Origin of the sequence: Xinfangfangia pollutisoli, assembly GCF_020179405.1 — a bacterium.
Taxonomy (GTDB): domain Bacteria; phylum Pseudomonadota; class Alphaproteobacteria; order Rhodobacterales; family Rhodobacteraceae; genus Pseudogemmobacter; species Pseudogemmobacter pollutisoli.
The window spans coordinates 30,221-51,330 of sequence record NZ_JAICBZ010000020.1 but is presented as its reverse complement, the minus strand read 5'-3'; the positions used below and the strand labels follow the sequence as shown (position 1 = coordinate 51,330).

Here is a 21,110-nt window from a genome sequence, read left to right as displayed (position 1 = left end):
CCGCGCCGGCGGCACCGCCGCGGCCGGGACGCCCGCGCGCTGCAGCCCGAATTCGAACCGTTCCAGCAGATTGGCGGCATGGCGCAGCAGATCGGCCTGCCTCTCGCCCTGAACCGTGGCCAGACGGTCGGCATAGGCCAGGACCGGCTCGGCCAGGCGGGCGATCAGCGCCGCATCCGAGACCGGCGCCGCCACTAAAGCCGTCCTTCCGCCTTCCAGGCGCGCAGGGTTTCCTCGCCCACCTCGAAATGCATCGAATCCTCGCGGTTATAGGCCGCGCCCCAGAACCAGCCTTCATCGTTGAAATATTCGGCCAGGATCAGCAGGCCGAACTGGGTGCCGCCATCGGCGAAACCGTCAAGCTGACCCTCCAGCGTCAGGTCGATCGCCGTGCCCCAGGAATGGTTGGAAATCGAGGTGGTCGAGCCGCGGATGTTGCGCACGCACAGCGCGCCCGCGGTGCCGACCTTGGCATAAATGTCGGGATCGCTTGCCTTAAGCCGGTCCAGCACCCGCTGCAGACTGTCCAGCGCAGGCTTCAGCATGGTCACGGTGATCGGGCCGACGCTTCGCTGTTCCAGCAGCGCCTTCAGTTGGGCATTGGTCATGCCCTGGCAGTCCTGCGAATAGCTGTCGCGCGGATTTCCCAGCAACTCCAGCATGGTGCGGTTGCGCGGCTGGGTGATGTCCTTGTTGAAGCGGGTCTTGGCCAGCTTCATCTGCTCGGTCAGGTCTTCGGTCGCGGGGTTTTCGAAATCCTCGTCGGGCAGCAGGGCCGAGGGATCAACCGGCGTCAGAGCCTCGGCGCCGCCGGCATCGGTGCCGCCAGGCGGCGGCTCGGGCGAGGGAAGGGCGGGGGCGCGATTGGCCAGCAGGCTCAGATCCTCGCGCAGGCGCTGCAGATCCTGGGCCTGGCCCTCGGCGCGGGCGGTTTCCTCGGCCAGGGCGGTTTCCAGCGCTTTCGCCCGGTCTTCCAGCCGCTGCAGCCGCAATTCGGCGGCGCTGTCGGCCGTGTCGATCAGCACGGTCACCACGGCAAAGGCGATGGCGGCCACGACCGTGCCGATGGCGACGATGACGGGCCCGATCAGCGTGCCGCGTGCCATTGCCTAGCCCGCCACCAGATCGACCACGATGACCGAGACATTGTCGGGCGCGCCTTCATCCAGCGCGCGGCGGATCAGCGCGGTGCAGGCATCCAGCGCATCGCCGCCCTGCGCCAGGATCGTCTCGATCACCGTCTCGTAGACGCAGCGCGGCAGCCCGTCGGAGCACAGCATCAGCCGGTCGCCGATCATCAGCGGCACGGCGGCATGATCGACCTCGATCTCGGGTGCTGCGCCGACGGCGCGGGTGATCACGCTGGCCTCGGGGTGGCTTTCGGCATCCGCCGCGGCCAACTCGCCCCGGTCGACCATGCCCTGCACCACGGTGTGGTCATGGCTGAGCATGCGCAGCCTGTGCCCGCGCAGCAGATAGGCGCGGCTGTCGCCCGCCCAGGCCACATGCGCGACGCCCTGGTCGATGAACAGCGCGCAGACCGTGGCACCCATGACGCGGGCGCCCCTTTCGCGGGCGGCGATGCGCACGGTGGTGTTCGCCCGCTCGATCGCGTCTTCCAGCGCCTCGGGCGGATCGGTGCCATCGGCAATCGCGGCCAGGGCGTCGATGGTGATGTCGGCCGCGTCGGCCCCCCCTTCATGCCCGCCCATCCCGTCGGCCACCGCCCACAGAATGCCCGAGGGATCGGCGAGGATCGCGTCCTCGTTCTGGGCCCGCACCCGGCCCCGATGCGTCAACCCTGCGCCTTTCGGAAGGGGCAGGGGCCCGGCGCCGGGCCGGGGCAGGATGGTGACGGGCTGGATCATCGCGGCGCCGGCCTGTCAGAGCAGGGCGCCCGGCGCAGGCCCGGCCGCGGCCGGGGCGTAAGGAAAACGTGATCCATGGCAAATGGCCCGGGGCAATGGCTGTGATTGAAAACAGGGTCAGGCTAGCATAGGATCACAAGGCGTTTAACAACAAATTTTGGACCAAAGTCATGCGTCATCTTCTGCTTTCCGCTGCGGTGGTAGGCCTGGTCGCGACTGTTCAGGTCGCGTGGGCCGAGTCTCTGACAGACGAAGAAATCCTCGAACGTTTCCTGATCCAGCGCGACGCCTATACGGCGGTGAAGACCGGCAAGGGCAAGACCCGCGGTCTGACCATCGTGACCATCGAAGACCTGGACCCCTCGGGCGCGCTGAAGGGCAAGTCGGCCGAGGTCGCCGATGCGGGCGGCACCGATGCGGGGGCAGGCACGGGCACCGGAACGGGCACGGGCGAAACCGGGCCGGTCGTCGCCAGTGACGGGCCGGTGCTGGACACGCCCTCGACCGATGACGCGGGCGGTGTCGTCGTCGCGGGAACTGAGGCCGATCCGGCCAAGGCCGGCGACGGGCCGGATGTGATCCTGGCCGCCAATGCGGAGTCGCCCATCGACCCCGGCCAGGTCGGGCTTCTGCCCGAAGATCTGCAGGTGAATGTGCGCATCAGCTTCGACTACGATTCCGCCCTGATCAAAGCCGACCAGATGCAGGTGATCGCGCAGATGTGCCGGGTGATCGAGGCCAGCGACATCAAGCTGTTCCGCATCATGGGCCATACCGATTCCGCCGGCTCGGACGCCTATAACGAACGGCTGTCGCTGCTGCGGGCCGAAGAGGTGAAGCGCAAGCTGGAAGACTGCGGCATCGCGCCCGACCGGCTGCAGGCCATGGGTCTGGGCGAGCGGTTCCTGTATGACAAGGACGATCCCCAGGGCCGCGAAAACCGCCGCGTGGAATTCCAGGCGATGAGCTGAGCGATCGGGGGGCGCCCCCGATCTGCCGCCGCCCGCCCGGGCGCGGCCTTGCGCCCCAAGGCGCAGACCCGAACCGGCGGCAAGGCGCATTTGCGCCCGTGGTTCGGCTTGATTTTCAAGGAAATCTTCGCGGTGATCCCGGCCTCGGCCTGTCACCGCTTTGTCTGGAGCGGGCGATGAGATTCGAACTCACGACCCTAACCTTGGCAAGGTTATGCTCTACCCCTGAGCTACGCCCGCACTCCGTGGCGCAGTAGATATCGCGGCGCGCAGGGGGATGCAAGAGCCGATATTGAAGGAAAATCAACAAGATGGGGCGAGGTGCGAAAAGCAGAAAGGGCGCCCCTTGGGCGCCCTCTGGCAGGTCCGACTGGAGCGGGCGATGAGATTCGAACTCACGACCCTAACCTTGGCAAGGTTATGCTCTACCCCTGAGCTACGCCCGCACCGGTTGGACAGGCGGTGATCTAGTAAAGCGCGGGCCGGGGCGCAAGGGGAAAACGACAACCGCCGGAATTTTTACCGCGCCCCCGGGGGAGGCGCGATTTTTCGGCGAAAAATCGGCTCACTCCAGCTCGACCAGCAGGTCCTTGGCTTCGATCTGGGTGCCGGGGGTCACATGCACGGCCTTGACGGTGGCGTCGCGGTCGGCATGCAGCCCGGTTTCCATCTTCATCGCCTCGATGGTCAGCAGCAGATCGCCCGCCCGCACCTTCTGACCGGGCTTGACCGTGACACTGGCCACAGCCCCCGGCATCGGCGCGCCCACATGCAGCGGGTTGCCCTCGGCCGCCTTGGGCCGGGCCGCCGTCTTGGCCTTCACCGCGCGGTTTGCGACCCGGATCACCCGGGGCTGGCCGTTCAGCTCGAAGAAGACCTTCACCTCGCCGTCTTCCGTCGTCTCGCCCACCGCCTGCAGCCGCACTTCCAGCGTCTTGCCGGGGTCGATCTCGGCGGTGATCTCTTCGCCCGGCTCCATCCCGTAGAAGAAGGTGCGGGTCGGCAGCACGCGCACCGGGCCATATTGGCGGTGGCGTCCCATGTAGTCGAGGAAGACCTTGGGATACATCAGATATCCGTTCAGATCCTCGTCATCGACCTTGAAGCCGTTCAACTCGTCCGACAGTTTCTTGCGCGTGGCTTCGATGTCGACGGGGGCAGCCAGCAGGCCGGGGCGGTCGGTGAAGGGCGTCTCGCCCTTCAGCACCTTGGCCTGGATCCCCTTGGGCCAGCCGCCATGCGGTTGGCCGAGATTGCCCTTCATCATGTCGACGACCGAATCCGGGAAGGCCACATCGGTCTTGGGATCCTCGACCTGGGCCCGGGTCAGCCCCTGCGCCACCATCATCAGCGCCATGTCGCCCACCACCTTGGACGAGGGTGTGACCTTCACAATATCGCCGAACATCTGGTTCACATCGGCATAGGTCTGCGCCACTTCCTGCCAGCGGTCCTCCAGCCCCAGGCTGCGGGCCTGGGCCTTCAGATTGGTGAACTGGCCGCCGGGCATTTCGTGCAGGTAGACTTCCGAGGCCGGCGCCTGCAGCCCGCTTTCGAAGGCGGCATATTGCGCGCGGACATGTTCCCAATAGCCCGAGATTTCGCGGATCGCGGCCATGTCCAGCCCGGTGTCGCGTTCGGTATGGCGAAGCGACTCGACGATGGAGCCGAGGCAGGCCTGCGAAGTGCCGCCCGAGAAGGCATCCATCGCGGCATCGACCGCATCCACGCCCGCATCGCAGGCGGCCAGAACCGTGGCCGCGGCGGCGCCCGAAGTGTCATGGGTGTGGAAATGGATCGGCAGGCCGACTTCCTGCTTCAGCGTGCGGATCAGCTGGCGGGCGGCGGCGGGTTTCAGCAGGCCCGCCATGTCCTTCAGCCCCAGGATATGGCTGCCGGCCGCCTTCAGCTCTTGCGCGCGGGCGACGTAATATTGCAGGTCGTATTTCGACCGGGCCGGATCCAGCAGATCGCCGGTATAGCAGACCGTGCCTTCCAGAACCTTGCCCGTCTCCAGCACCGCATCCATGGCGACGCGCATGTTTTCAACCCAGTTCAGGCTGTCGAACACGCGGAACACGTCGACCCCGGTCTGGGCGGCCTGTTTGACGAAGGCCTGCACCACATTGTCGGGGTAATTGGTGTAGCCCACACCATTCGCCCCGCGCAGCAGCATCTGGGTCATCAGGTTGGGCATGGCGGCGCGCAGATCGCGCAGGCGCTGCCAGGGGCATTCCTGCAAGAAGCGATAGGCCACGTCGAAGGTGGCGCCGCCCCAGCATTCGACGCTGAACAGCTGCGGCAGGTTGGCCGCATAGGCGGGTGCCACCTGGATCATGTCGATCGAGCGCATGCGCGTGGCCAAAAGCGATTGATGGCCGTCGCGCATCGTGGTGTCGGTGACCAGAAGCTTCTTCTGCGCCTTCATCCAGTCGGCAACCGCCTGCGGCCCGTGCTGTTCCAGCAGGTTGCGCGTGCCCATCGCCGGCTCGGCCCGCGGCTTCGGCACTTTGGGCGGCTTCACCTCGGCCGGAGGCTTCACCCGGCCCGTGGTCTCGGGATGCCCGTTCACCGTGATATCGGCGATATAGGTCAGGATCTTGGTCGCCCGGTCGCGCCGCTTCTTGAAATGGAACAGCTCGGGCGTCGTGTCGATGAACTTCGTCGTGTAGCTGTAATCCAGGAAAGTGGGGTGTTTCAGCAGGTTGATGACGAATTCGATATTCGTGGCCAAGCCGCGGATGCGAAACTCGCGCAGGGCGCGGTCCATCCGGCTGATCGCCTTTTCCGGGGTCTGGGCATGGGCCGTGACCTTGACCAGAAGCGAATCGTAATAGCGGGTGATCACGCCCCCCGCATAGGCCGTGCCGCCATCGAGGCGAATGCCATTGCCGGTGGCAGAGCGATAGGCGGTCAGGCGGCCGTAATCGGGGATGAAGTTGTTCAGCGGGTCTTCGGTCGTCACACGGCATTGCAGGGCGTGACCGTTCAGCTTCACCTCGTCCTGGCTGGCAACGCCGGTCGCCTCGGGCAGGGTCTTGCCTTCCTCGATCAGGATCTGGGCCTGGACGATGTCGATCCCGGTCACCTCCTCGGTGACGGTATGTTCGACCTGCACCCGGGGGTTCACCTCGATGAAGTAGAACTTGCCCTCGTCCATATCCATCAGGAATTCGACGGTGCCGGCGCATTCGTAATTGACGTGCTGGCAGATGCGCTTGGCCATGGCGCAGACGTCTTCGCGCTGTTCCTGCGTCAGATAAGGCGCGGGGGCGCGTTCGACGACCTTCTGGTTCCTACGCTGCACCGTGCAGTCGCGTTCCCACAGGTGCCAGACATTGCCCTGCCGGTCGCCCAGGATCTGCACTTCCACATGGCGGGCGCGCTGGATCATCTTTTCCAGATAGCCCTCGCCATTGCCGAAGGCGGCCTCGGCCTCGCGCCGGCCTTCGCGGACCTTGGCCTCCAACTCGTCTTCGGACAGGATCGGCCGCATCCCGCGCCCGCCGCCACCCCATGAGGCTTTCAGCATCAAGGGATAGCCGATCGTGGCGGCTTCGGCCTTGATCGCGGCGAAATCCTCGCCCAGCACTTCGGTCGCCGGAATGACCGGCACGCCCGCGGCGATGGCGACCTTGCGCGCGCTGGCCTTGTCGCCCAAAGCGCGCATCGTCTCGGCCCGGGGGCCGATGAAGGTGATGCCGGCATTGTCGCAGGCTTCGACGAAATCGGGGTTTTCCGACAGCAGCCCGTAGCCCGGATGGATCGCATCGGCGCCGGCCATCTTGGCCACGCGGATGATTTCCGGGATCGACAGATAGGCGCCCACCGGCGACAGGCCGGTGCCGATCAGATAGGCTTCGTCCGCCTTGAATCTGTGCAGCGACAGCTTGTCTTCCTCGGCGTAGACGGCGACCGTCTTCTTGCCCATTTCATTGGCGGCGCGCATCACGCGGATGGCGATCTCGCCCCGGTTTGCGACCAGGATCTTCTTGAATTCGGGCATCGGACAGGTCCCCTCGTGGATGCAGACAGGCAGGCGCTGCCGGGGGTCAGCTTAGCGGTGCTGCAATGCAGCGCAAGCCATGCGCCGTCATCAATCTGCAAAGTTTGCGAAATATTCAGGCAGACTTTGCACGTGCAAAGGCGGCAGAAAAAGGCGCGCGACCCGGGGGCCGCGCGCCTGCCAGAGACCCCGGCGGGAGCGGCCGGTCCTCTGGTCGGGGCCGCTCTGCCGGCCCCGTGTCGCTTGGCGCGCCCGCGCTTGGGCGGCCTATTCGCCCTGCGGCGCCAGACGGTTGACCAGCAGCACCTCTTCCAGAATGAAGGTCAGCGCCAGCCCGGTCAGGCACAGGCCCAGGCTGATCCAGAACACCGGATGCAGGCTGAGGCTGACCGCCTGGCCAATCGCCTCGCGCGCGGGCGCGTCCAGTCGGGCCAGCATCTGCGGGCCCATCTCGGCCACATCGACCGCCCCTTGCCCGGCCGCGGCCATCGCCGCCCCCACGCCACCCGCGAAGATCGCCCCGTACAGCGCCACCGCGACCGATCCGCCGACCTGGCGGAACATCAGCCCCGCCGCGGTGGCCGTGCCGATCTGCTGGCGCGGCACCGTGTTCTGCACCGCGGTCGTCACCACCGGGAAGATCGTGCCCATGCCGCTGCCCAGCAGGAACAGCGCCAGCCACAGCAGGGGCGAGGGCGTCTCGGGCGTCAGCTGGGTCAGGATCAGCAGCCCCAGCGCCGCCAGGGTCAGGCCGATCTGCGGCAGGATCCGGTATTTGCCGGTCCGCCCCATATAGCGGCCCGAGATGGTCGACAGGGTCAGGATGCCGGCGGTCATCGGGATCATCTCCCAGCCCGACTGGGTGGGCGTGGCGCCCTTGGCGATCTGCAGATAGACCGGAATGAAGGTCAGCGTGCCGAACATCATCGCGCCGGCGACAAAGCCGATGGCCGAGGTGACGTTGAACACATTGCTGCGAAACAGCGACAGCGGCAGAACCGGCTCGGCCGCCCGCGCCTCGACCCAGAGAAACAGCAGCAGCGCCGCCGCCGTCAGCCCGATCAGCCCCAGCGCCAGCGGGCTGCCCCAGGAAAAGCTGCGCCCGCCCAGCGAGGTGACCAGCACCAAGGCCCCCAGCCCCAACGCCAGCAGCGCCGCTCCGGCATAGTCGATCCGGTGGTCGACCCGCGCGGTCTGGGCGTGGAAGAACAGGATGAAGCCCGCAAGCGCCAGAAGCCCGAAGGGCAGGTTGATGTAGAAGATCCAGTGCCAGCTGGCGACCTCGACGAACCAGCCGCCGATCAGCGGGCCGATGACCGAGGACACGCCGAAGACGCCGGCGAAGACGCCCTGGATCTTGCCGCGGTCCTGGGGCGGGATCACGTCGGCGATGATTGACAAAGCCAGCACGAACAACCCGCCGCCGCCCAGGCCCTGCACCGCGCGGGCGCCGATCAGAAAGCCCATCGACTGCGCCATCCCGCACAGGACCGAGCCCAGCAGGAAGATCGAGACCGAGACGATCACCATGGTGCGCCGGCCGTACAGGTCGCCCAGCTTGCCATAGATCGGCGCGACCACGGTCGAGGCCAGGATATAGGCGGTGACGACCCAGCTGAGATGCTCCAGCCCGCCCAGATCGGCGACGATCGTGGGCAGGGCGGTGGCGACGATGGTCTGGTCCAGCGCGGCCAGCAGCAGAAGCACCGCGACCGAGGCGATGACGACGCGGGTCGAGCTGGCCCCCTGAACGGCGGCGGGGGGCGCGGCCTCGGAGGCCTGTTGGGGCGGCCGAGCGGAAGATGGCTGGGACATGAAGACCTGCAAGGGATGAGGGCTTGCACGGCAAAAGCCGCGCGCGGGCTGCGGCGAGACATGCCGTCACGCAAGATATATGTCAACCGCATATATTTGTGGTAAGCAAATAATTGACATGCGCAGGGCTTTGCCGCATGTCGGCTGCATGACCGATCCGACGTCCGTTCCCCAGCCCGTCCTTCAACATCGGGCCGAAGCCGCCCGTGCCCTGGCCGATGCCGGCTTTGCGCCCGAGGCGATCGAGGCCCTGCTGGCCTTCGATGCCGAACATTTCCTTTATGTCCGGCGGGTGATGAAGGGCGACATCCCGCAATCGCTGATGCGCGAGCTGGGGGCCGGCATCGAAGTGTCGCAGTTTCATGCGATGTCGGCGATCCTGCGCATCCGCTCGGGCTATGGGCGGGGGGCGCCGGCCGAGCCGACGGTGGGGCTTCTGGCCGAAGAGCTGTGCGTCGATCCTTCGCGCGCCAGCCGCATCGCCGCCGATCTGGTCGAACGCGGCCTGATCACCCGCGGCGTCAGCCAGGAAGACGGCCGCCGCTCGATCCTGGTGCCGACCAAGGCGGCAACGGCGCTGATGCAGGATTTCCTGCGGGTGAAATGGCAGCGCAATCTGCGGATCTTCCAGGATTGGAGCGCCGAAGACATTGCCGCTTTCGCCCGGCTGTTTGCGCGTTACAATGAAGGGGTGGGCCGGAATTACCCGCTTTAGGCGGGGTGTGCCCCCCGCCGCGTCGTTCCGACGCCCCGTCCCGAAAGGCCGACCGATGACGATCACCCATGCGGACGAGTTGGATGGCCTGAAGGCGATCGGCCGGATCGTGGCGCGCACGATGCACAGCATGGCCGCCGCGATGGAGCCGGGCATGACCACGCGCGAGCTGGACGGGATCGGTCGTGCGCTGCTTGACCGCGAAGGCGCGATCCCGGCGCCCGAGGCGACCTATGGCTTCCCCGGCGCCACCTGCATCAGCGTGAACGAAGAAATCGCCCATGGCATTCCGGGCGAGCGGGTGCTGGCCGATGGCGATCTGGTGAATATCGACGTCTCGGCCTCGAAAGACGGCTTCTTTGCCGATACCGGCGCCACGTTCCGGCTGGGCAAGGTGACGCCCGCGCTGGACCGGCTGTGCCGCGACGGCAAGCGCGCGACCCAGATCGGCATCGCCCAGGTCGGCGCGGGCCGCCCGCTGGCCGGGATCGGCGCCGCGATCGGGCGGTTCGCCCAGGCGCGCGGCTATACGCTGATCCGCAACCTTGCCAGCCATGGCGTGGGCCGCGCCCTGCATGAAGAGCCGGGTGAAATCGCCACCTGGCCGACAAGGGGCGACCGGCGGCAGATCCATCGCGGTCTGGTGCTGACGGTCGAACCCTTCCTGTCGCAAGGCGGGCTTTGGGCGCGCGATGGCGCCGATGACTGGACGCTTTACGCCCAGCCAGCCGCGCCGGTGGTGCAATACGAACATACCGTCGTCGCGACCGAGCGCGGGGCGCTGGTGGTGACGCTGCCCTGATCCGGGCCCGGCGGCGCCTGGGCCGCGTCCCGGCGCGCTGCGGTGGCGAAATCCTGAACAATCCGAGAACAGCGCTTTTCACTTCCGCCCCGGGCGGCTAGACTTGCGCCCCATGAGCGCCTGGGACGACCCCGATTCCGAATCCACCGCCTTCGAGGCGGCCGTACCACTGTCGCAACGCGCCCTGGCGGCGCGGCCTGCGCCCTATCTTGACGACCTGAACCCTGCCCAACGCGCCGCGGTCGAGGCGCTGGATGGTCCGGTCCTGATGCTGGCCGGGGCAGGGACGGGCAAGACCAAGGCGCTGACGGCGCGGATCGTGCATCTGCTGGCGCTGGGCAAGGCGCGGTCGAATGAGATTCTGGCCGTGACCTTCACCAACAAGGCCGCGCGCGAGATGAAGGATCGCGTCGCCCGCATGCTGGGCGGCGGGGGCGAGGGCCTGCCCTGGATGGGCACCTTCCACTCGCTTTCGGTCAAGATCCTGCGCCGCCATGCCGAGCTGGCCGGGCTGAAGCCGAATTTCACCATTCTCGACACCGATGACCAGCTGCGTCTGCTGAAACAGCTGATCCAGGCCCGCAACATCGACGACAAGCGCTGGCCGCCGCGCCTGCTGGCCGGGTTGATCGACGGCTGGAAGAACCGCGCGCTGACGCCCGACCGCGTGCCCTCGGCCGAGGGCAGCGCCTATAACAACATCGGGACCGAGCTTTACGCCGAATATCAGGACCGGCTGCGCAGCCTGAACGCCACCGATTTCGGCGATCTGCTGCTGCATTGCGTGACGATCTTCAAGGCGCATCCCGATGTTCTGGCCCAGTATCAGCGCTGGTTCCGCTATATCCTGGTCGACGAATACCAGGACACCAATGTCTGCCAGTATCTGTGGCTGCGGCTTCTGGCCCAGGCGCACCGGAACATCTGCTGCGTGGGCGATGACGACCAGTCGATCTATGGTTGGCGGGGCGCCGAAGTGGGCAATATTCTTCGCTTCGAAAAAGATTTCCCTGGCGCACAAGTTATCCGGCTGGAACAGAATTACCGCTCGACCCCGCATATCCTGGCCGCGGCCTCGGGGGTGATCTCGGCCAATGCCGGGCGTCTGGGCAAGACGCTGTGGACCGAGGCCAAGGCGGGCGAGAAGGTGCGGCTGATCGGCCATTGGGATGGCGAGGAAGAGGCGCGCTGGATCGGCGAGGAAATCGAGGCGATCCAGCGCGGCACCCGCGGCTGGGCGCCGGTGGGGCTGAACGGCCAGGCGATCCTGGTTCGCGCCAGCCACCAGATGCGCGCCTTCGAAGACCGCTTTCTGACCATCGGCCTGCCCTATCGGGTGATCGGCGGCCCGCGCTTCTACGAACGCCAGGAAATCCGCGATGCGATGGCCTATTTCCGGCTTGCCGTCTCGCCCGACGATGACCTGGCCTTCGAGCGGGTGGTGAATGTGCCCAAACGCGGCCTGGGCGACAAGGCGGTGCAGCGGATCCAGCTGGAGGCGCGGCAGAACGGGCTGACGCTGGTTGATAGCGCGCGGTCTCTGTTGGCCTCGGGCGGGTTGGGCGGGCGCGGGGCCAACCAGCTGCGCGGCTTCTGCGACGGGGTCGAACGCTGGCATGACGCGATCCGCAATGCGCGGCCGCCTTTGGCCGATCAGCTGATCGAGCCTTTGCTGCCCGACACGCCCCCCGCCAATGATCTGACCCATGTCCGGCTGGCCGAGGTGATCCTTGAGGAATCGGGCTATGTCTCGATGTGGCAGAACGACAAGACGCCCGAGGCCGAGGGGCGGCTGGAAAACCTGAAGGAACTGGTCAAGGCGCTGGAACAGTTCGACAGCCTGCAGGGCTTTCTGGAACATGTCAGCCTGATCATGGACAATGACAGCGAGGATGCGACCGAGAAGGTCAGCATCATGACCCTTCACGCGGCCAAAGGGCTGGAATTTCCGGTGGTCTTCCTGCCGGGCTGGGAAGACGGGCTGTTCCCCAGCCAGCGCAGCATGGACGAATCCGGGCTGAAGGGCATCGAAGAGGAGCGCCGCCTCGCCTATGTCGGCATCACCCGCGCAGAATGGCTGTGCACGATTTCCTTCGCCTCAAATCGCCGGGTCTATGGCCAGTGGCAAAGCCAGCTGCCCAGCCGCTTCATTGACGAACTGCCCGCCGATCATGTCGAGGTGCTGACCCCGCCGGGCCTGATGGGCGGCGGCTATGGCGCGGCGGCGCCGGCCTTTGGCGGGATGGGCTCCAGCCTGGAAGACCGCGCGACGCGGGCCGATGTCTATAACTCGCCCGGTTGGCGGCGCCTTCAGGATCGCCAGGCCAGCCGTCCGGTCAGCCCCCCGCGTGAGGCCAGATCGGTGACGATCGACCTGGAAGCCGACAGCGCCTATACGGTGGGCGAGCGGGTCTTCCATGTGAAATTCGGTTATGGGCGGGTGACCGGGATCGAAGGCGACAAGCTGGACATCCGCTTCGACAAGGCGGGCGAGAAGAAGATCGTCGCGCGCTTCGTGATGCCCGCCGATATGGGCGACGAGATCCCGTTCTAAGCCGCGGCGCCGGGATTTTCGAAAATCCCGGCCAATTTTCTTCGAAGAAAATTGCAAATTCCTGCGCAGGAATTTGCGCCCTAACCCCGCCGGGCCAGCCTTTCGCTGCCATGCAGCGCCAGCCCGGCCAGCAGGCCCCAGAAGGCCGCGCCCACGCCCAGGAAGGGCACGCCCGCCGCGGTGACCGCCAGGGTCAGCGCCGCGGCGAAGCGGTCGGTCGGGGCGGCCATGGCGGTTGCCAGCGCGCCGGTCAGCGGGCCCAGCAGCGCCAACGCCACCAGCGCCAGCATCACCTCGGCCGGCAGGGCCGCCAGCAGCGCCAGGATCGCAGGCGAAAACAGCCCCAGCCCCAGCCAGATCGCGCCATAGGCCAGGCCCACGCGCCAGCGCTGGTCCTTGTCGGGATGCACATCGGGCCCCAGGCAGATCGCCGCGGTGATCGCCGCCATCGAAATCGTATGCGCGCCGAACAGCCCGATCACCGCCGAGAGCCCGCCCGTCACCCCCAGGGCCGAGCGCACCGGCGGCTCGTATCCGGCGGCGCGCAGCGTGGCGAAGCCGGGCAGGTTCTGTGAGGCCATGGTGACCAGATACAGCGGCAGGGCCAGGCCCACCGCCACGCCGGGATCGAAGCTGGGCGGGATGAAGGTCAGGCGCGGCAGGGGCAGGCTCAGCGCCGGCCAGGCCGCAGCCCCCAGGCCGAAGGCCAGCGCCAGGCCCAGCCCCAGCGCCGCGATCACCGCCAGGGCCGGGTTGCGCAGCCGCACCAGCAGGAAGACCGCCAGCATCGGCAGCACCAGCGAAGGCGCGGCCTTGGCGGCGGCAGCCCCCTTCAGCACGAAGGGCAGCAGCACGCCCGCCAGCATGCCCCCGGCAATCCCGTCAGGGATCAGCGCCACTGCGCGCCCCAGCGGCCGCAGCGCGCCGGTCAGCGCGATCATGAGCCCGGCCAGGACAAAGGCGCCCACGGCCTCGGCCATGCTGATCCCCTCGGTCGCCGCCACCAGCGCGGCGCCCGGCGTGGACCAGGCCAGCACCACCGGAATCCGGTGCCGCCAGGACAGGAAGGCCGAGCCCACCGCCTTGCCCAGGCAGATCGCCAGCACCCAGCTGGCCGTCTGCCCGGCGCTGGCCCCCACCGCCGCCGCGGCCGACAGGACCAGCGCGATGGTGGATCCATAGCCCACCAGCGCCGCCACGAAGGCGGCCGAGATCATCGAAATGCGCATGTCACCGGCCTTTCGGCTGGCGACTATCGGGGGCTTGCTGCCTGGCCGCAAGGGGGGAAGGCGGCAGGGAAAGCAGGGAAAGACGAGGGGGGAGGGGATGCGGCGGTGCCGAGGGAGGAGGAGAGGCACCGCCGCTGTGCTCCAGCGGCCCGAGGGAGGAGGAGAGGGCCACCGAAATCCTGGCCCGTTGCCGGGCCGAAAGGGGCGCGACGGTGCCAGGGAGGAGGAGAGGCACCGTCGCTGTGCTCCAGCGGCCCGAGGGAGGAGGAGAGGGCCGCCGAAACTCTAGCCCGTTGCCGGGCCGAAAAGGGGCGCGACGGTGCCAGGGAGGAGGAGAGGCACCGTCGCTGTGCTCCAGCGGCCCGAGGGAGGAGGAGAGGGCCGCCGAAACTCTAGCCCGTTGCCGGGCCGAAAAGGGGCGCGACGGTGCCAGGGAGGAGGAGAGGCACCGTCGCTGTGCTCCAGCGGCCCGAGGGAGGAGGAGAGGGCCGCCGAAATGCTGGCCCGTTGCCGGGCCGAAAGGGTGGCAGCGGTGCCAGGGAGGAGGAGCGGCACCGCTGCGCTGATCAGACTGCCCCGAGGGAGGAGGAGAGGGGCCGCCGATAGCTTGGCCCGTTGCCGGGCCGGAAGAGGGTGCGGCAGCCCCAGGGAGGAGGAGGGGGCTGCCGCTGTTTCGAAGGCCCGAGGGAGGAGGAGAGGGCCACCGAACCGGATCGGGGCCAGGGCCCCTTATGGAAAGCGCGGCGCCGCCAGGGAGGAGGAGCAGCGGCGCCGCTTGCTATGGGAACCCCGAGGGAGGAGGAGAGGGGTCCCTGCAATCAATCTCGTCGGCCTTAGCGGCCGTAGGCAGCCTCGCGGGCGATGTCGACCAGCGAGACGCGCGAAATGCCCAGATCGGCAAGTTCACGGTCGCTCAGCTGGCGCAGCTCCGACAGGGTGCGCGTGTAGACCCGGCGGCGCGCAAGCGCCGCGCCGAGGCCGGCGAAGAGGCCGGAAAACCGTTCGGCTTGACGGGGTGCGATGGCGCGGGTGGAGGTTACGTAAGCCATGATGCTCTTGCCTTCGATTTCGTCTGATGCAGCTTTCTGCCGCTCTGTTAGGGGTAACATGCGCCTTTTGCTGCAACTGCACAATAGACACATCCCGCAATGCTGCCATGCGGCGAGGGCATGGCTGGGGTGCACGGAAACGTGATTTATTTCAGCGGCTTTGATGAATTCCTGATCTTTCGATAAACCCGAAGCGGCGCGGATTCAAAGCGCTATCAAAGCTCTGCCCTTGCCCTTTGCTGGAAAATTCGGGCCTTATGCCCATGTCGCCATCCGAGGGCATCGGAGGGTGCAACGCGCAGGGCCTTGCCCTGACCTAGGGGAAGGGACGGCCATGGCGGTGAACCGGGAAGAGGTGATGGGGGTTCTGGCGGGGATTGCCCTGCCGGGGGGCGGCACGCTGGTGTCGCGCGATCTGATTCGCGCCCTGTCGGTCGAGGCGGGCGCCGTGCGCTTCGTGATCGAGACCGCCTCGCCCGACGAGGCGCGCGCCCTGGCGCCGGTGGAGCGGGCGGCCGAAGCGGCGCTGCGGGCGCTGCCCGGGGTGGCCTCGGTGCAGATCGTGATGACCGCGCATGGCCCCGCGCCCAAGGCGCCGCAGTCCGGGCCGGCCCCCAGCCTGAAGATCGGCGGCCATCCGACCCCGCAAGAGGGCGGGCCGCAGAAGATTTCGGGCATCGACCGGATCATCGCCGTCGCCTCGGGCAAGGGCGGGGTGGGCAAATCGACCGTGGCCTCGAACCTGGCCGTGGCGCTGGCGCGGCAGGGGCGGCGGGTCGGGCTGCTGGATGCCGATATCTACGGACCCAGCCAGGCCAAGATGATGGGCGTCTCGAAACGCCCGGCCTCGCCCGATGGCAAGCTGATCGAGCCCCTGCACGCCCATGGCGTCACCATGATGTCGATGGGGCTGCTGCTGAAGGAAGACGAGGCGGTGGTCTGGCGCGGGCCCATGCTGATGGGCGCCTTGCAGCAGCTTCTGGGTCAGGTGCTGTGGGGCCAGCTGGATGTGCTGATCGTCGATCTGCCGCCCGGGACGGGCGATGTGCAACTGACCCTGTCGCAGCGCGCCCGGCTGACCGGGGCGCTGGTCGTGTCGACCCCGCAGGATGTGGCGCTTCTGGATGCGCGCAAGGCCATCGACATGTTCGACAAGCTGAAAGTGCCGATCCTGGGGCTGATCGAGAACATGTCGATGTTCATCTGCCCGAATTGCGGCCATGAAAGCCATATCTTCGGCCATGGCGGCGTGGCGGCCGAGGCGGCGCGGCTGGGCCTGCCCTTCCTGGGCGAGTTGCCCCTGGCGCTGGAAGTGCGACAGGCGGGCGATGCCGGAACGCCGGTGGCGGCGGGCGAGGGGCCCAATGCCGAGGCCTATGCGCGCCTGGCCCACCGTCTGATCGCGGGCGGCATGGGCTGAGCGCGATTTTTCGTCGAAAAATCGCCGCCCGCCTCAAACGCTTCGGCTAAAGGCGCCGGCGCAGCCGGGCCTGGATTGGCGGGATGATGCCCCCGACCATGCCGGCAGCCCTTGCGGGCACCGGCCCGGCGCTGGTGCGCCGCGCTGTGTGGCTATGTTCCTGAATTCTGTGCAGACCGACCGCGTGACCTCTGCGGCCGAAGCGTCGGCTTGGGTCGGCAGTCTGCCGGCTGACCTTCTGTCGCCGGCGGCGCGGGGGCCCGACGGCTGCGCGCCGGCAGGGGCGGTTGACCGGCCTGGCTCCGGCCTGGGCTGGGAATTCATGGGAAGGGCGCGGTCGCGAATCAGCGGGGCCGGGATTTCATGGGAAACGCCCCCCGATTTCGCCCGCCACCGCCCGGATTCCGCGCCTTGCGCTGCCTCTGCCGGGCGGTGTTCCCGGTATGGGCTACGCGCCATCGCCACCCGCTGAAAAAAATCGGGATGGTATGGGAAAAATCGGGCGGGCCTGAATCCCACTAGATCTAGCCAATCGCGGGGCTGTGAACCCTAGAGATTGTCTCGTGAGCAGGGTCAATCGCCACAAAATGCTGGAATCTGGGCCAGGCTGGCACAAGATCTCGGGGTGCTACCCGAAAAATCCCATTGAAAACCATCCGATCCCATGGCATCCCTGTGTCATCGAAAGACGGAACGGGCAAGCGAAAGCCAGGGGCGGCATACAAGACCCCGAACAAGGCGAAGACGGCAGTTTCATACAGGCAGCCCCTTTCATCTGACGACACGAATCCAGAGCGCGGGCGAGCAGACATCTCCCCCAGGTGGCGCGCGCAGCTGGACGCCCAGCGATGGGACAGCGGCGGATCGGGTAGTGGCAGCAACCCGATCCGCCCATTTCCATTCCGGCGGATCGCAGAAATTCAAACCTCGGGGGAGACAGGCAGGCCAAGGCCCATGGGCGAGGCATTTCGAGGCGAATTCTACCAGAAGGTAGATGCGAAGGCGAGGGTCTCGATCCCGGCCGCCTTCCGCCGCATTCTCGAAGCCGAAGACCCGGCCACCGCCGATTTCCCCCGCCCGCGCGTCTATATGGTCTATGGCGGCAAGAACCGCGATTTCGTCGAATGTTATTCGAAGGCCGGAGCCGACTGGCTGGCCGCGGAAATCGAGGCGATGGAACTGGGATCGAAAGCCCGCGACCGCGCCGAGCGCGACATGATCAGCCGCTCCGTCATGGTCGAGATCGAGCCCGATGGCCGCATCGTCCTGCCCGCGCAGGTGCGCGCGAAGCTGGGCCTCGGCGATGGCCCGGTCGAGGCGGCGTTTGCCGGCTTCACCAACCGTTTCAAGCTGTTCCGCCGCGATGTCTATGACGCCCAGTTCGAAGATGAGGACGAGGACGACGATGTCGACGCGCTGACGCTGATCGGCCGCGCCAAGAAGGAGCGGGGAATGTGATGCAATCCCGCGACGTGCTGCCCGCGCGAGATCCTCACATCCCGGTTCTTCTGCAACCGCTTCTGGCCGCTGTGGCGCCGGTGACCGGGCTTTGGGCCGATGGCACCTTTGGCGCCGGTGGCTATGCCCGCGGGCTGCTGGCGGCCGGCGCGACCCGGGTGATCGGCATCGACCGCGATCCCTTGGCGCATCAGATGGCGGCGGGCTGGATCGGCGACTATGCCGGCCGGCTGGAGCTGCGCCAGGGCACGTTTTCCGATCTCGACACGCTGGCGGGCGAGGCGCTGGATGGGGTGGTGCTGGATCTGGGCGTGTCCTCGATGCAGCTTGACCAGGCCGAACGCGGCTTTTCCTTCCAGAAGGACGGGCCTCTGGACATGCGGATGAGCCAGTCGGGCCCCTCGGCCGCCGATCTGGTCAATGGCGCGGGCGAAGAGACGCTGGCCGATATCCTGTATCATTACGGCGAGGAACGCGCCTCGCGCCGGATCGCGCGGGCGATCGTGACCGCGCGCGCCCAGGCGCCGTTCACCACCACGCTTCAGCTGGCCGAGATCGTCGCGCGCCAGCTGCCGCGGCCGAAGCCGGGCGAAAGCCATCCGGCAACCCGCAGCTTCCAGGCCCTGCGCATCGCGGTGAACACCGAGTTTCAGGAACTGGCCGCGGGGCTTTGCGCCGCCGAACGGGCGCTGAAGCCCGGCGGGCGGCTGGCGGTCGTGACCTTCCACAGCCTGGAAGACCGGATCGTGAAGCGGTTTCTGCAATTGGCCTCGGGCTCGGAACCCGCGGCCAACCGCTATGCGCCCGCCCGGGCCGAGACCGCGGCGCGCTTTGTCCTGACGCCGAAGAAGGCCATCGGCCCCGATGCTGCCGAACTGGCCGCCAATCCGCGCGCCCGCAGCGCCAAGCTGCGTGTCGCCACCCGCACCGAGGCGCCCGCGCGCGCGCTTGCCCCCGCCGATCTGGGCATTCCCGATCTTGGCACCGATCCCGCTTTTGGCCGCAAAGGACGCCGCTAAGCCATGCGCCCCGTTCTCTTCGTCCTGTCCTTCCTGTCGCTGATTGCCCTGGGCTTCTGGGCCTATCGCGAGAATTATGCCACCCAGGCCGCGCTGCGCGAGGTGCGGGGCCTGCAGCGCCAGATCGCCGATCTGCGCGAGTCGCTGTCGGTGCAGCGGGCCGAATGGGCCTATCTGAACCGTCCCGACCGCCTGCGCGAGCTGGTGGACCTGAATTTCGACGCGCTGGGCCTTCTGCCGATGGACCCGACCCAATTCGGCGCCGCGGCCCAGGTCTCGTATCCGGTGCCGGAAGTGCCGGCGATCAAGGGGCCGATCGACGTTCAGGGCGAATTGGGCGCCGTGGCCGATACGGCCGCCGCGTCGGCCGAAGCGGCCGCCGCCGCCGCAGAAGAGGGGCTTTGACATGCGCGCACCGCTTCGTCCGCTTGCCAGCATCCTGCGCGCCCGCGAAAGGGGCGAGGATCCGAACCTGATCGAGGCCGAGAATCTTCGCCTGCGCCATGAGGCGCTGCATGAAAAGACCCAGCGCCGCGCCGCGCGCCGGCTGGGGCTGATGGCGTTGGCTTTCTCTTGCGCCTATCTGACCATCGGTGTCCGCATGGGCCATCTGGCCGCCTCCGAGCCGGTCGAGCCGGTGGCCTCGGCCGCGGGGGCCGAGATCATGGCGCAGCGCGCCGACATCACCGACCGCAACGGCCGGATCCTGGCCACCAACATGACGACGCATGCGCTTTACGCGCATCCGCGCGACATGGTCGATCCGAAGGGCACGGCGAAGAAGCTGCAAGAGATCTTCCCCGAACTGGACGCCGCCGCGCTGGAGCGCCGCTTTACCGATGGGCGCGCCTTCGTCTGGGTGCGCAAGGTCCTGTCGCCCGAACAGATGCAGAAAGTGCATGAGATCGGCGATCCGGGCCTGCTGTTCGGCCCGCGCGAGATGCGGCTTTATCCCAATGGCTCGCTGGCCGCGCATGTGCTGGGCGGCTATGCCTTCGGCGCCGAGGGCGTGCATTCGGCCGAGGTGATCGGCACGGCCGGGATCGAGAAGGCGATGGATGCCCGCCTGCGCGATCCGGCCGAGGCCGGCGCGCCGCTGACCCTGTCGCTGGATCTGTCGGTGCAGGCCACCGTCGAAGAGGTGCTGGGCGCCGGCATCACCATGATGAACGCCAAGGGCGGCGCCGTCATCCTGATGGATGTGCGCACCGGCGAGATCCTGGCCCTGGCCTCGGCCCCGACCTTCGATCCGAATGACCGGCCGGTGCCGCTGGTGGGCAAGAATGACGAACCCTCGGACAGCCCGCTGTTCAACCGCGCGGTGCAGGGCGTCTACGAGCTGGGCTCGACCTTCAAGATCTTCGCCGCCGCCCAGGCGATGGAACTGGGCCTGGTCGGCCCCACGACCATGGTCGATGCCAATGCGCCGATGATCTGGGGCAAGCACCGGATCAAGGAATTCGAGAACCACAATTACGGCCCGCTTCTGTCGGTTTCGGACGTGATCGCCAAATCCTCGAATGTGGGGGTGGCGCATATCGCACTGATGATCGGGCCGCTGCGCCAGCAGGCCTTCCTGAAATCGCTGGGCTTCTTCGAGCCGACGCCGCTTGAACTGATCGAGGCGCCGGGCGCCAAGCCGCTGATCCCGAAGAAATGGCCCGAGATCGTCACGATCACCACCTCTTACGGCCATGGCATGTCGGCCAGCCCCATGCATCTGGCCGCGGCCTATGCCGCGATCGCCAATGGCGGCATCTATGTGAAGCCGACGCTTTTGAAGCAGGACGGGCCCGCCAAGGGCCACCGCGTCCTGTCCGAACAGGTGGCGGCCGAGGCACGCAAGATGCTGCGCCGCGTGGTCACCGACGGCACCGCCTCTTATGGCGAAGTTCCGGGCTATGAGGTGGCGGGCAAGACCGGCACCGCCGACAAGCCGAAGCGGTCGGGCGGCTATTACCACGACAAAGTGATCAACACCTTCGCCTCGATGTATCCGGCCTCCAATCCGAAATACGTGCTGATCGTCACCCTCGACGAGCCCGTGAATACGATGGGTCCGGTGCCGCGCCGCACTGCCGGTTGGACGGCCGTGCCGGTCGCGGCCGAGATCATCCGGCGCACCTCGCCGCTTTTGGGGCTGCGGCCCCAGGTTGCGCAGGCGACGGGAGTTGAGCTAACTGCCGCCAGCAACTAGCGGGGGC

At 67.4% G+C, this 21,110-nt stretch carries 16 protein-coding genes and 2 tRNA genes; 9 read left to right on the top strand and 9 right to left on the bottom strand.

Annotation, left to right across the window (positions count from 1 at the left end; translation table 11 throughout):
• From K1Y73_RS08635 to K1Y73_RS08625, 3 genes are all read right to left on the bottom strand, one after another.
• On the bottom strand, window positions 1-195 hold a 195-nt coding region (locus tag K1Y73_RS08635), incomplete at its 3' end, for a hypothetical protein (RefSeq protein WP_225027883.1).
• Window positions 195-1,106: a M15 family metallopeptidase gene (locus tag K1Y73_RS08630; protein WP_225027882.1), complete on the bottom strand. Its 912-nt coding sequence runs from the start codon at window positions 1,104-1,106 to the stop codon at window positions 195-197. The genes K1Y73_RS08630 and K1Y73_RS08635, both read right to left, overlap by 1 nt.
• 3 nt (window positions 1,107-1,109) lie before the next feature.
• On the bottom strand, window positions 1,110-1,868 hold the full coding sequence (locus tag K1Y73_RS08625) for a PP2C family protein-serine/threonine phosphatase (protein ID WP_225027881.1): 759 nt from the start codon (window positions 1,866-1,868) through the stop codon (window positions 1,110-1,112).
• 170 nt (window positions 1,869-2,038) lie between these two features.
• Here K1Y73_RS08625 and K1Y73_RS08620 point away from each other — a divergent pair, with 170 nt between their 5' ends.
• Window positions 2,039-2,839 carry an OmpA family protein gene (locus tag K1Y73_RS08620; protein ID WP_225027880.1) on the top strand — a complete coding sequence of 267 codons (801 nt, stop codon included), beginning with the start codon at window positions 2,039-2,041 and terminating at the stop codon, window positions 2,837-2,839.
• A 165-nt stretch (window positions 2,840-3,004) separates the two neighbouring features.
• Here K1Y73_RS08620 and K1Y73_RS08615 read toward each other — a convergent pair.
• From K1Y73_RS08615 to K1Y73_RS08600, 4 genes are all read right to left on the bottom strand, one after another.
• Window positions 3,005-3,079: transfer RNA gene (locus K1Y73_RS08615), tRNA-Gly, on the bottom strand.
• Window positions 3,080-3,210: 131 nt separating this feature from the next.
• Window positions 3,211-3,285 (bottom strand) — tRNA-Gly (locus K1Y73_RS08610).
• 119 nt (window positions 3,286-3,404) lie between these two features.
• Window positions 3,405-6,845 carry a pyruvate carboxylase gene (locus K1Y73_RS08605; RefSeq protein WP_225027879.1) on the bottom strand — a complete coding sequence of 1,147 codons (3,441 nt, stop codon included), beginning with the start codon at window positions 6,843-6,845 and terminating at the stop codon, window positions 3,405-3,407.
• A 267-nt stretch (window positions 6,846-7,112) separates the two neighbouring features.
• Window positions 7,113-8,660 carry an MDR family MFS transporter gene (locus tag K1Y73_RS08600; protein ID WP_225027878.1) on the bottom strand — a complete coding sequence of 516 codons (1,548 nt, stop codon included), beginning with the start codon at window positions 8,658-8,660 and terminating at the stop codon, window positions 7,113-7,115.
• Window positions 8,661-8,808: 148 nt separating this feature from the next.
• Here K1Y73_RS08600 and K1Y73_RS08595 point away from each other — a divergent pair, with 148 nt between their 5' ends.
• The 3 genes from K1Y73_RS08595 to K1Y73_RS08585 all read left to right on the top strand — a co-directional run bounded on the left by K1Y73_RS08595 (window position 8,809) and on the right by K1Y73_RS08585 (window position 12,731).
• Window positions 8,809-9,375: a MarR family winged helix-turn-helix transcriptional regulator gene (locus K1Y73_RS08595; RefSeq protein WP_225027877.1), complete on the top strand. Its 567-nt coding sequence runs from the start codon at window positions 8,809-8,811 to the stop codon at window positions 9,373-9,375.
• Window positions 9,376-9,430: 55 nt separating this feature from the next.
• Window positions 9,431-10,177, top strand: coding sequence for a type I methionyl aminopeptidase (gene map / locus K1Y73_RS08590; protein ID WP_225027876.1), 747 nt, complete (start codon window positions 9,431-9,433; stop codon window positions 10,175-10,177).
• A 112-nt stretch (window positions 10,178-10,289) separates the two neighbouring features.
• Complete coding sequence (locus K1Y73_RS08585; protein ID WP_225027875.1) at window positions 10,290-12,731, top strand: ATP-dependent helicase; 2,442 nt, start codon at window positions 10,290-10,292, stop codon at window positions 12,729-12,731.
• A gap of 80 nt (window positions 12,732-12,811) precedes the next feature.
• Here K1Y73_RS08585 and K1Y73_RS08580 read toward each other — a convergent pair whose 3' ends face one another.
• On the bottom strand, window positions 12,812-13,960 hold the full coding sequence (locus K1Y73_RS08580) for a benzoate/H(+) symporter BenE family transporter (protein WP_263626564.1): 1,149 nt from the start codon (window positions 13,958-13,960) through the stop codon (window positions 12,812-12,814).
• An 833-nt stretch (window positions 13,961-14,793) separates the two neighbouring features.
• On the bottom strand, window positions 14,794-15,009 hold the full coding sequence (locus K1Y73_RS08575) for a DUF1127 domain-containing protein (RefSeq protein WP_225027874.1): 216 nt from the start codon (window positions 15,007-15,009) through the stop codon (window positions 14,794-14,796).
• Between the two features lie 334 nt (window positions 15,010-15,343).
• Here K1Y73_RS08575 and K1Y73_RS08570 point away from each other — a divergent pair, with 334 nt between their 5' ends.
• The 5 genes from K1Y73_RS08570 to K1Y73_RS08550 all read left to right on the top strand — a co-directional run bounded on the left by K1Y73_RS08570 (window position 15,344) and on the right by K1Y73_RS08550 (window position 21,103).
• Window positions 15,344-16,429 (top strand): Mrp/NBP35 family ATP-binding protein, encoded by a 1,086-nt coding sequence (locus K1Y73_RS08570; protein WP_225027873.1) that lies wholly within the window; start codon window positions 15,344-15,346, stop codon window positions 16,427-16,429.
• 954 nt (window positions 16,430-17,383) lie between these two features.
• Window positions 17,384-17,887 (top strand): division/cell wall cluster transcriptional repressor MraZ, encoded by a 504-nt coding sequence (locus tag K1Y73_RS08565; RefSeq protein ID WP_225027872.1) that lies wholly within the window; start codon window positions 17,384-17,386, stop codon window positions 17,885-17,887.
• Window positions 17,887-18,906, top strand: a complete 1,020-nt coding sequence (gene rsmH / locus K1Y73_RS08560) for a 16S rRNA (cytosine(1402)-N(4))-methyltransferase RsmH (RefSeq protein WP_225027871.1) — start codon at window positions 17,887-17,889, stop codon at window positions 18,904-18,906. The genes K1Y73_RS08565 and rsmH overlap by 1 nt, the downstream gene beginning before the upstream one ends.
• A gap of 3 nt (window positions 18,907-18,909) precedes the next feature.
• Window positions 18,910-19,311 (top strand): cell division protein FtsL, encoded by a 402-nt coding sequence (gene ftsL, locus K1Y73_RS08555; protein WP_225027870.1) that lies wholly within the window; start codon window positions 18,910-18,912, stop codon window positions 19,309-19,311.
• A 1-nt stretch (window position 19,312) separates the two neighbouring features.
• Window positions 19,313-21,103 carry a peptidoglycan D,D-transpeptidase FtsI family protein gene (locus tag K1Y73_RS08550; protein ID WP_225027869.1) on the top strand — a complete coding sequence of 597 codons (1,791 nt, stop codon included), beginning with the start codon at window positions 19,313-19,315 and terminating at the stop codon, window positions 21,101-21,103.
• Window positions 21,104-21,110: the final 7 nt, after the last annotated feature.

Excerpts from the sequence above, each read along its gene's own strand:
- rsmH (WP_225027871.1), top strand. The coding sequence starts at position 17,887 with ATGCAATCCCGCGACGTGCTGCCCGCGCGAGATCCTCACATCCCGGTT.
- K1Y73_RS08580 (WP_263626564.1), bottom strand. The coding sequence starts at position 13,960 with ATGCGCATTTCGATGATCTCGGCCGCCTTCGTGGCGGCGCTGGTGGGC.
- K1Y73_RS08625 (WP_225027881.1), bottom strand. The coding sequence starts at position 1,868 with ATGATCCAGCCCGTCACCATCCTGCCCCGGCCCGGCGCCGGGCCCCTG.
- K1Y73_RS08570 (WP_225027873.1), top strand. The coding sequence starts at position 15,344 with ATGGCGGTGAACCGGGAAGAGGTGATGGGGGTTCTGGCGGGGATTGCC.
- K1Y73_RS08620 (WP_225027880.1), top strand. The coding sequence starts at position 2,039 with ATGCGTCATCTTCTGCTTTCCGCTGCGGTGGTAGGCCTGGTCGCGACT.
- K1Y73_RS08565 (WP_225027872.1), top strand. The coding sequence starts at position 17,384 with ATGGGCGAGGCATTTCGAGGCGAATTCTACCAGAAGGTAGATGCGAAG.
- K1Y73_RS08605 (WP_225027879.1), bottom strand. The coding sequence starts at position 6,845 with ATGCCCGAATTCAAGAAGATCCTGGTCGCAAACCGGGGCGAGATCGCC.
- K1Y73_RS08585 (WP_225027875.1), top strand. The coding sequence starts at position 10,290 with ATGAGCGCCTGGGACGACCCCGATTCCGAATCCACCGCCTTCGAGGCG.
- map (WP_225027876.1), top strand. The coding sequence starts at position 9,431 with ATGACGATCACCCATGCGGACGAGTTGGATGGCCTGAAGGCGATCGGC.
- K1Y73_RS08600 (WP_225027878.1), bottom strand. The coding sequence starts at position 8,660 with ATGTCCCAGCCATCTTCCGCTCGGCCGCCCCAACAGGCCTCCGAGGCC.
- ftsL (WP_225027870.1), top strand. The coding sequence starts at position 18,910 with ATGCGCCCCGTTCTCTTCGTCCTGTCCTTCCTGTCGCTGATTGCCCTG.
- K1Y73_RS08575 (WP_225027874.1), bottom strand. The coding sequence starts at position 15,009 with ATGGCTTACGTAACCTCCACCCGCGCCATCGCACCCCGTCAAGCCGAA.
- K1Y73_RS08595 (WP_225027877.1), top strand. The coding sequence starts at position 8,809 with ATGACCGATCCGACGTCCGTTCCCCAGCCCGTCCTTCAACATCGGGCC.
- K1Y73_RS08550 (WP_225027869.1), top strand. The coding sequence starts at position 19,313 with ATGCGCGCACCGCTTCGTCCGCTTGCCAGCATCCTGCGCGCCCGCGAA.
- K1Y73_RS08630 (WP_225027882.1), bottom strand. The coding sequence starts at position 1,106 with ATGGCACGCGGCACGCTGATCGGGCCCGTCATCGTCGCCATCGGCACG.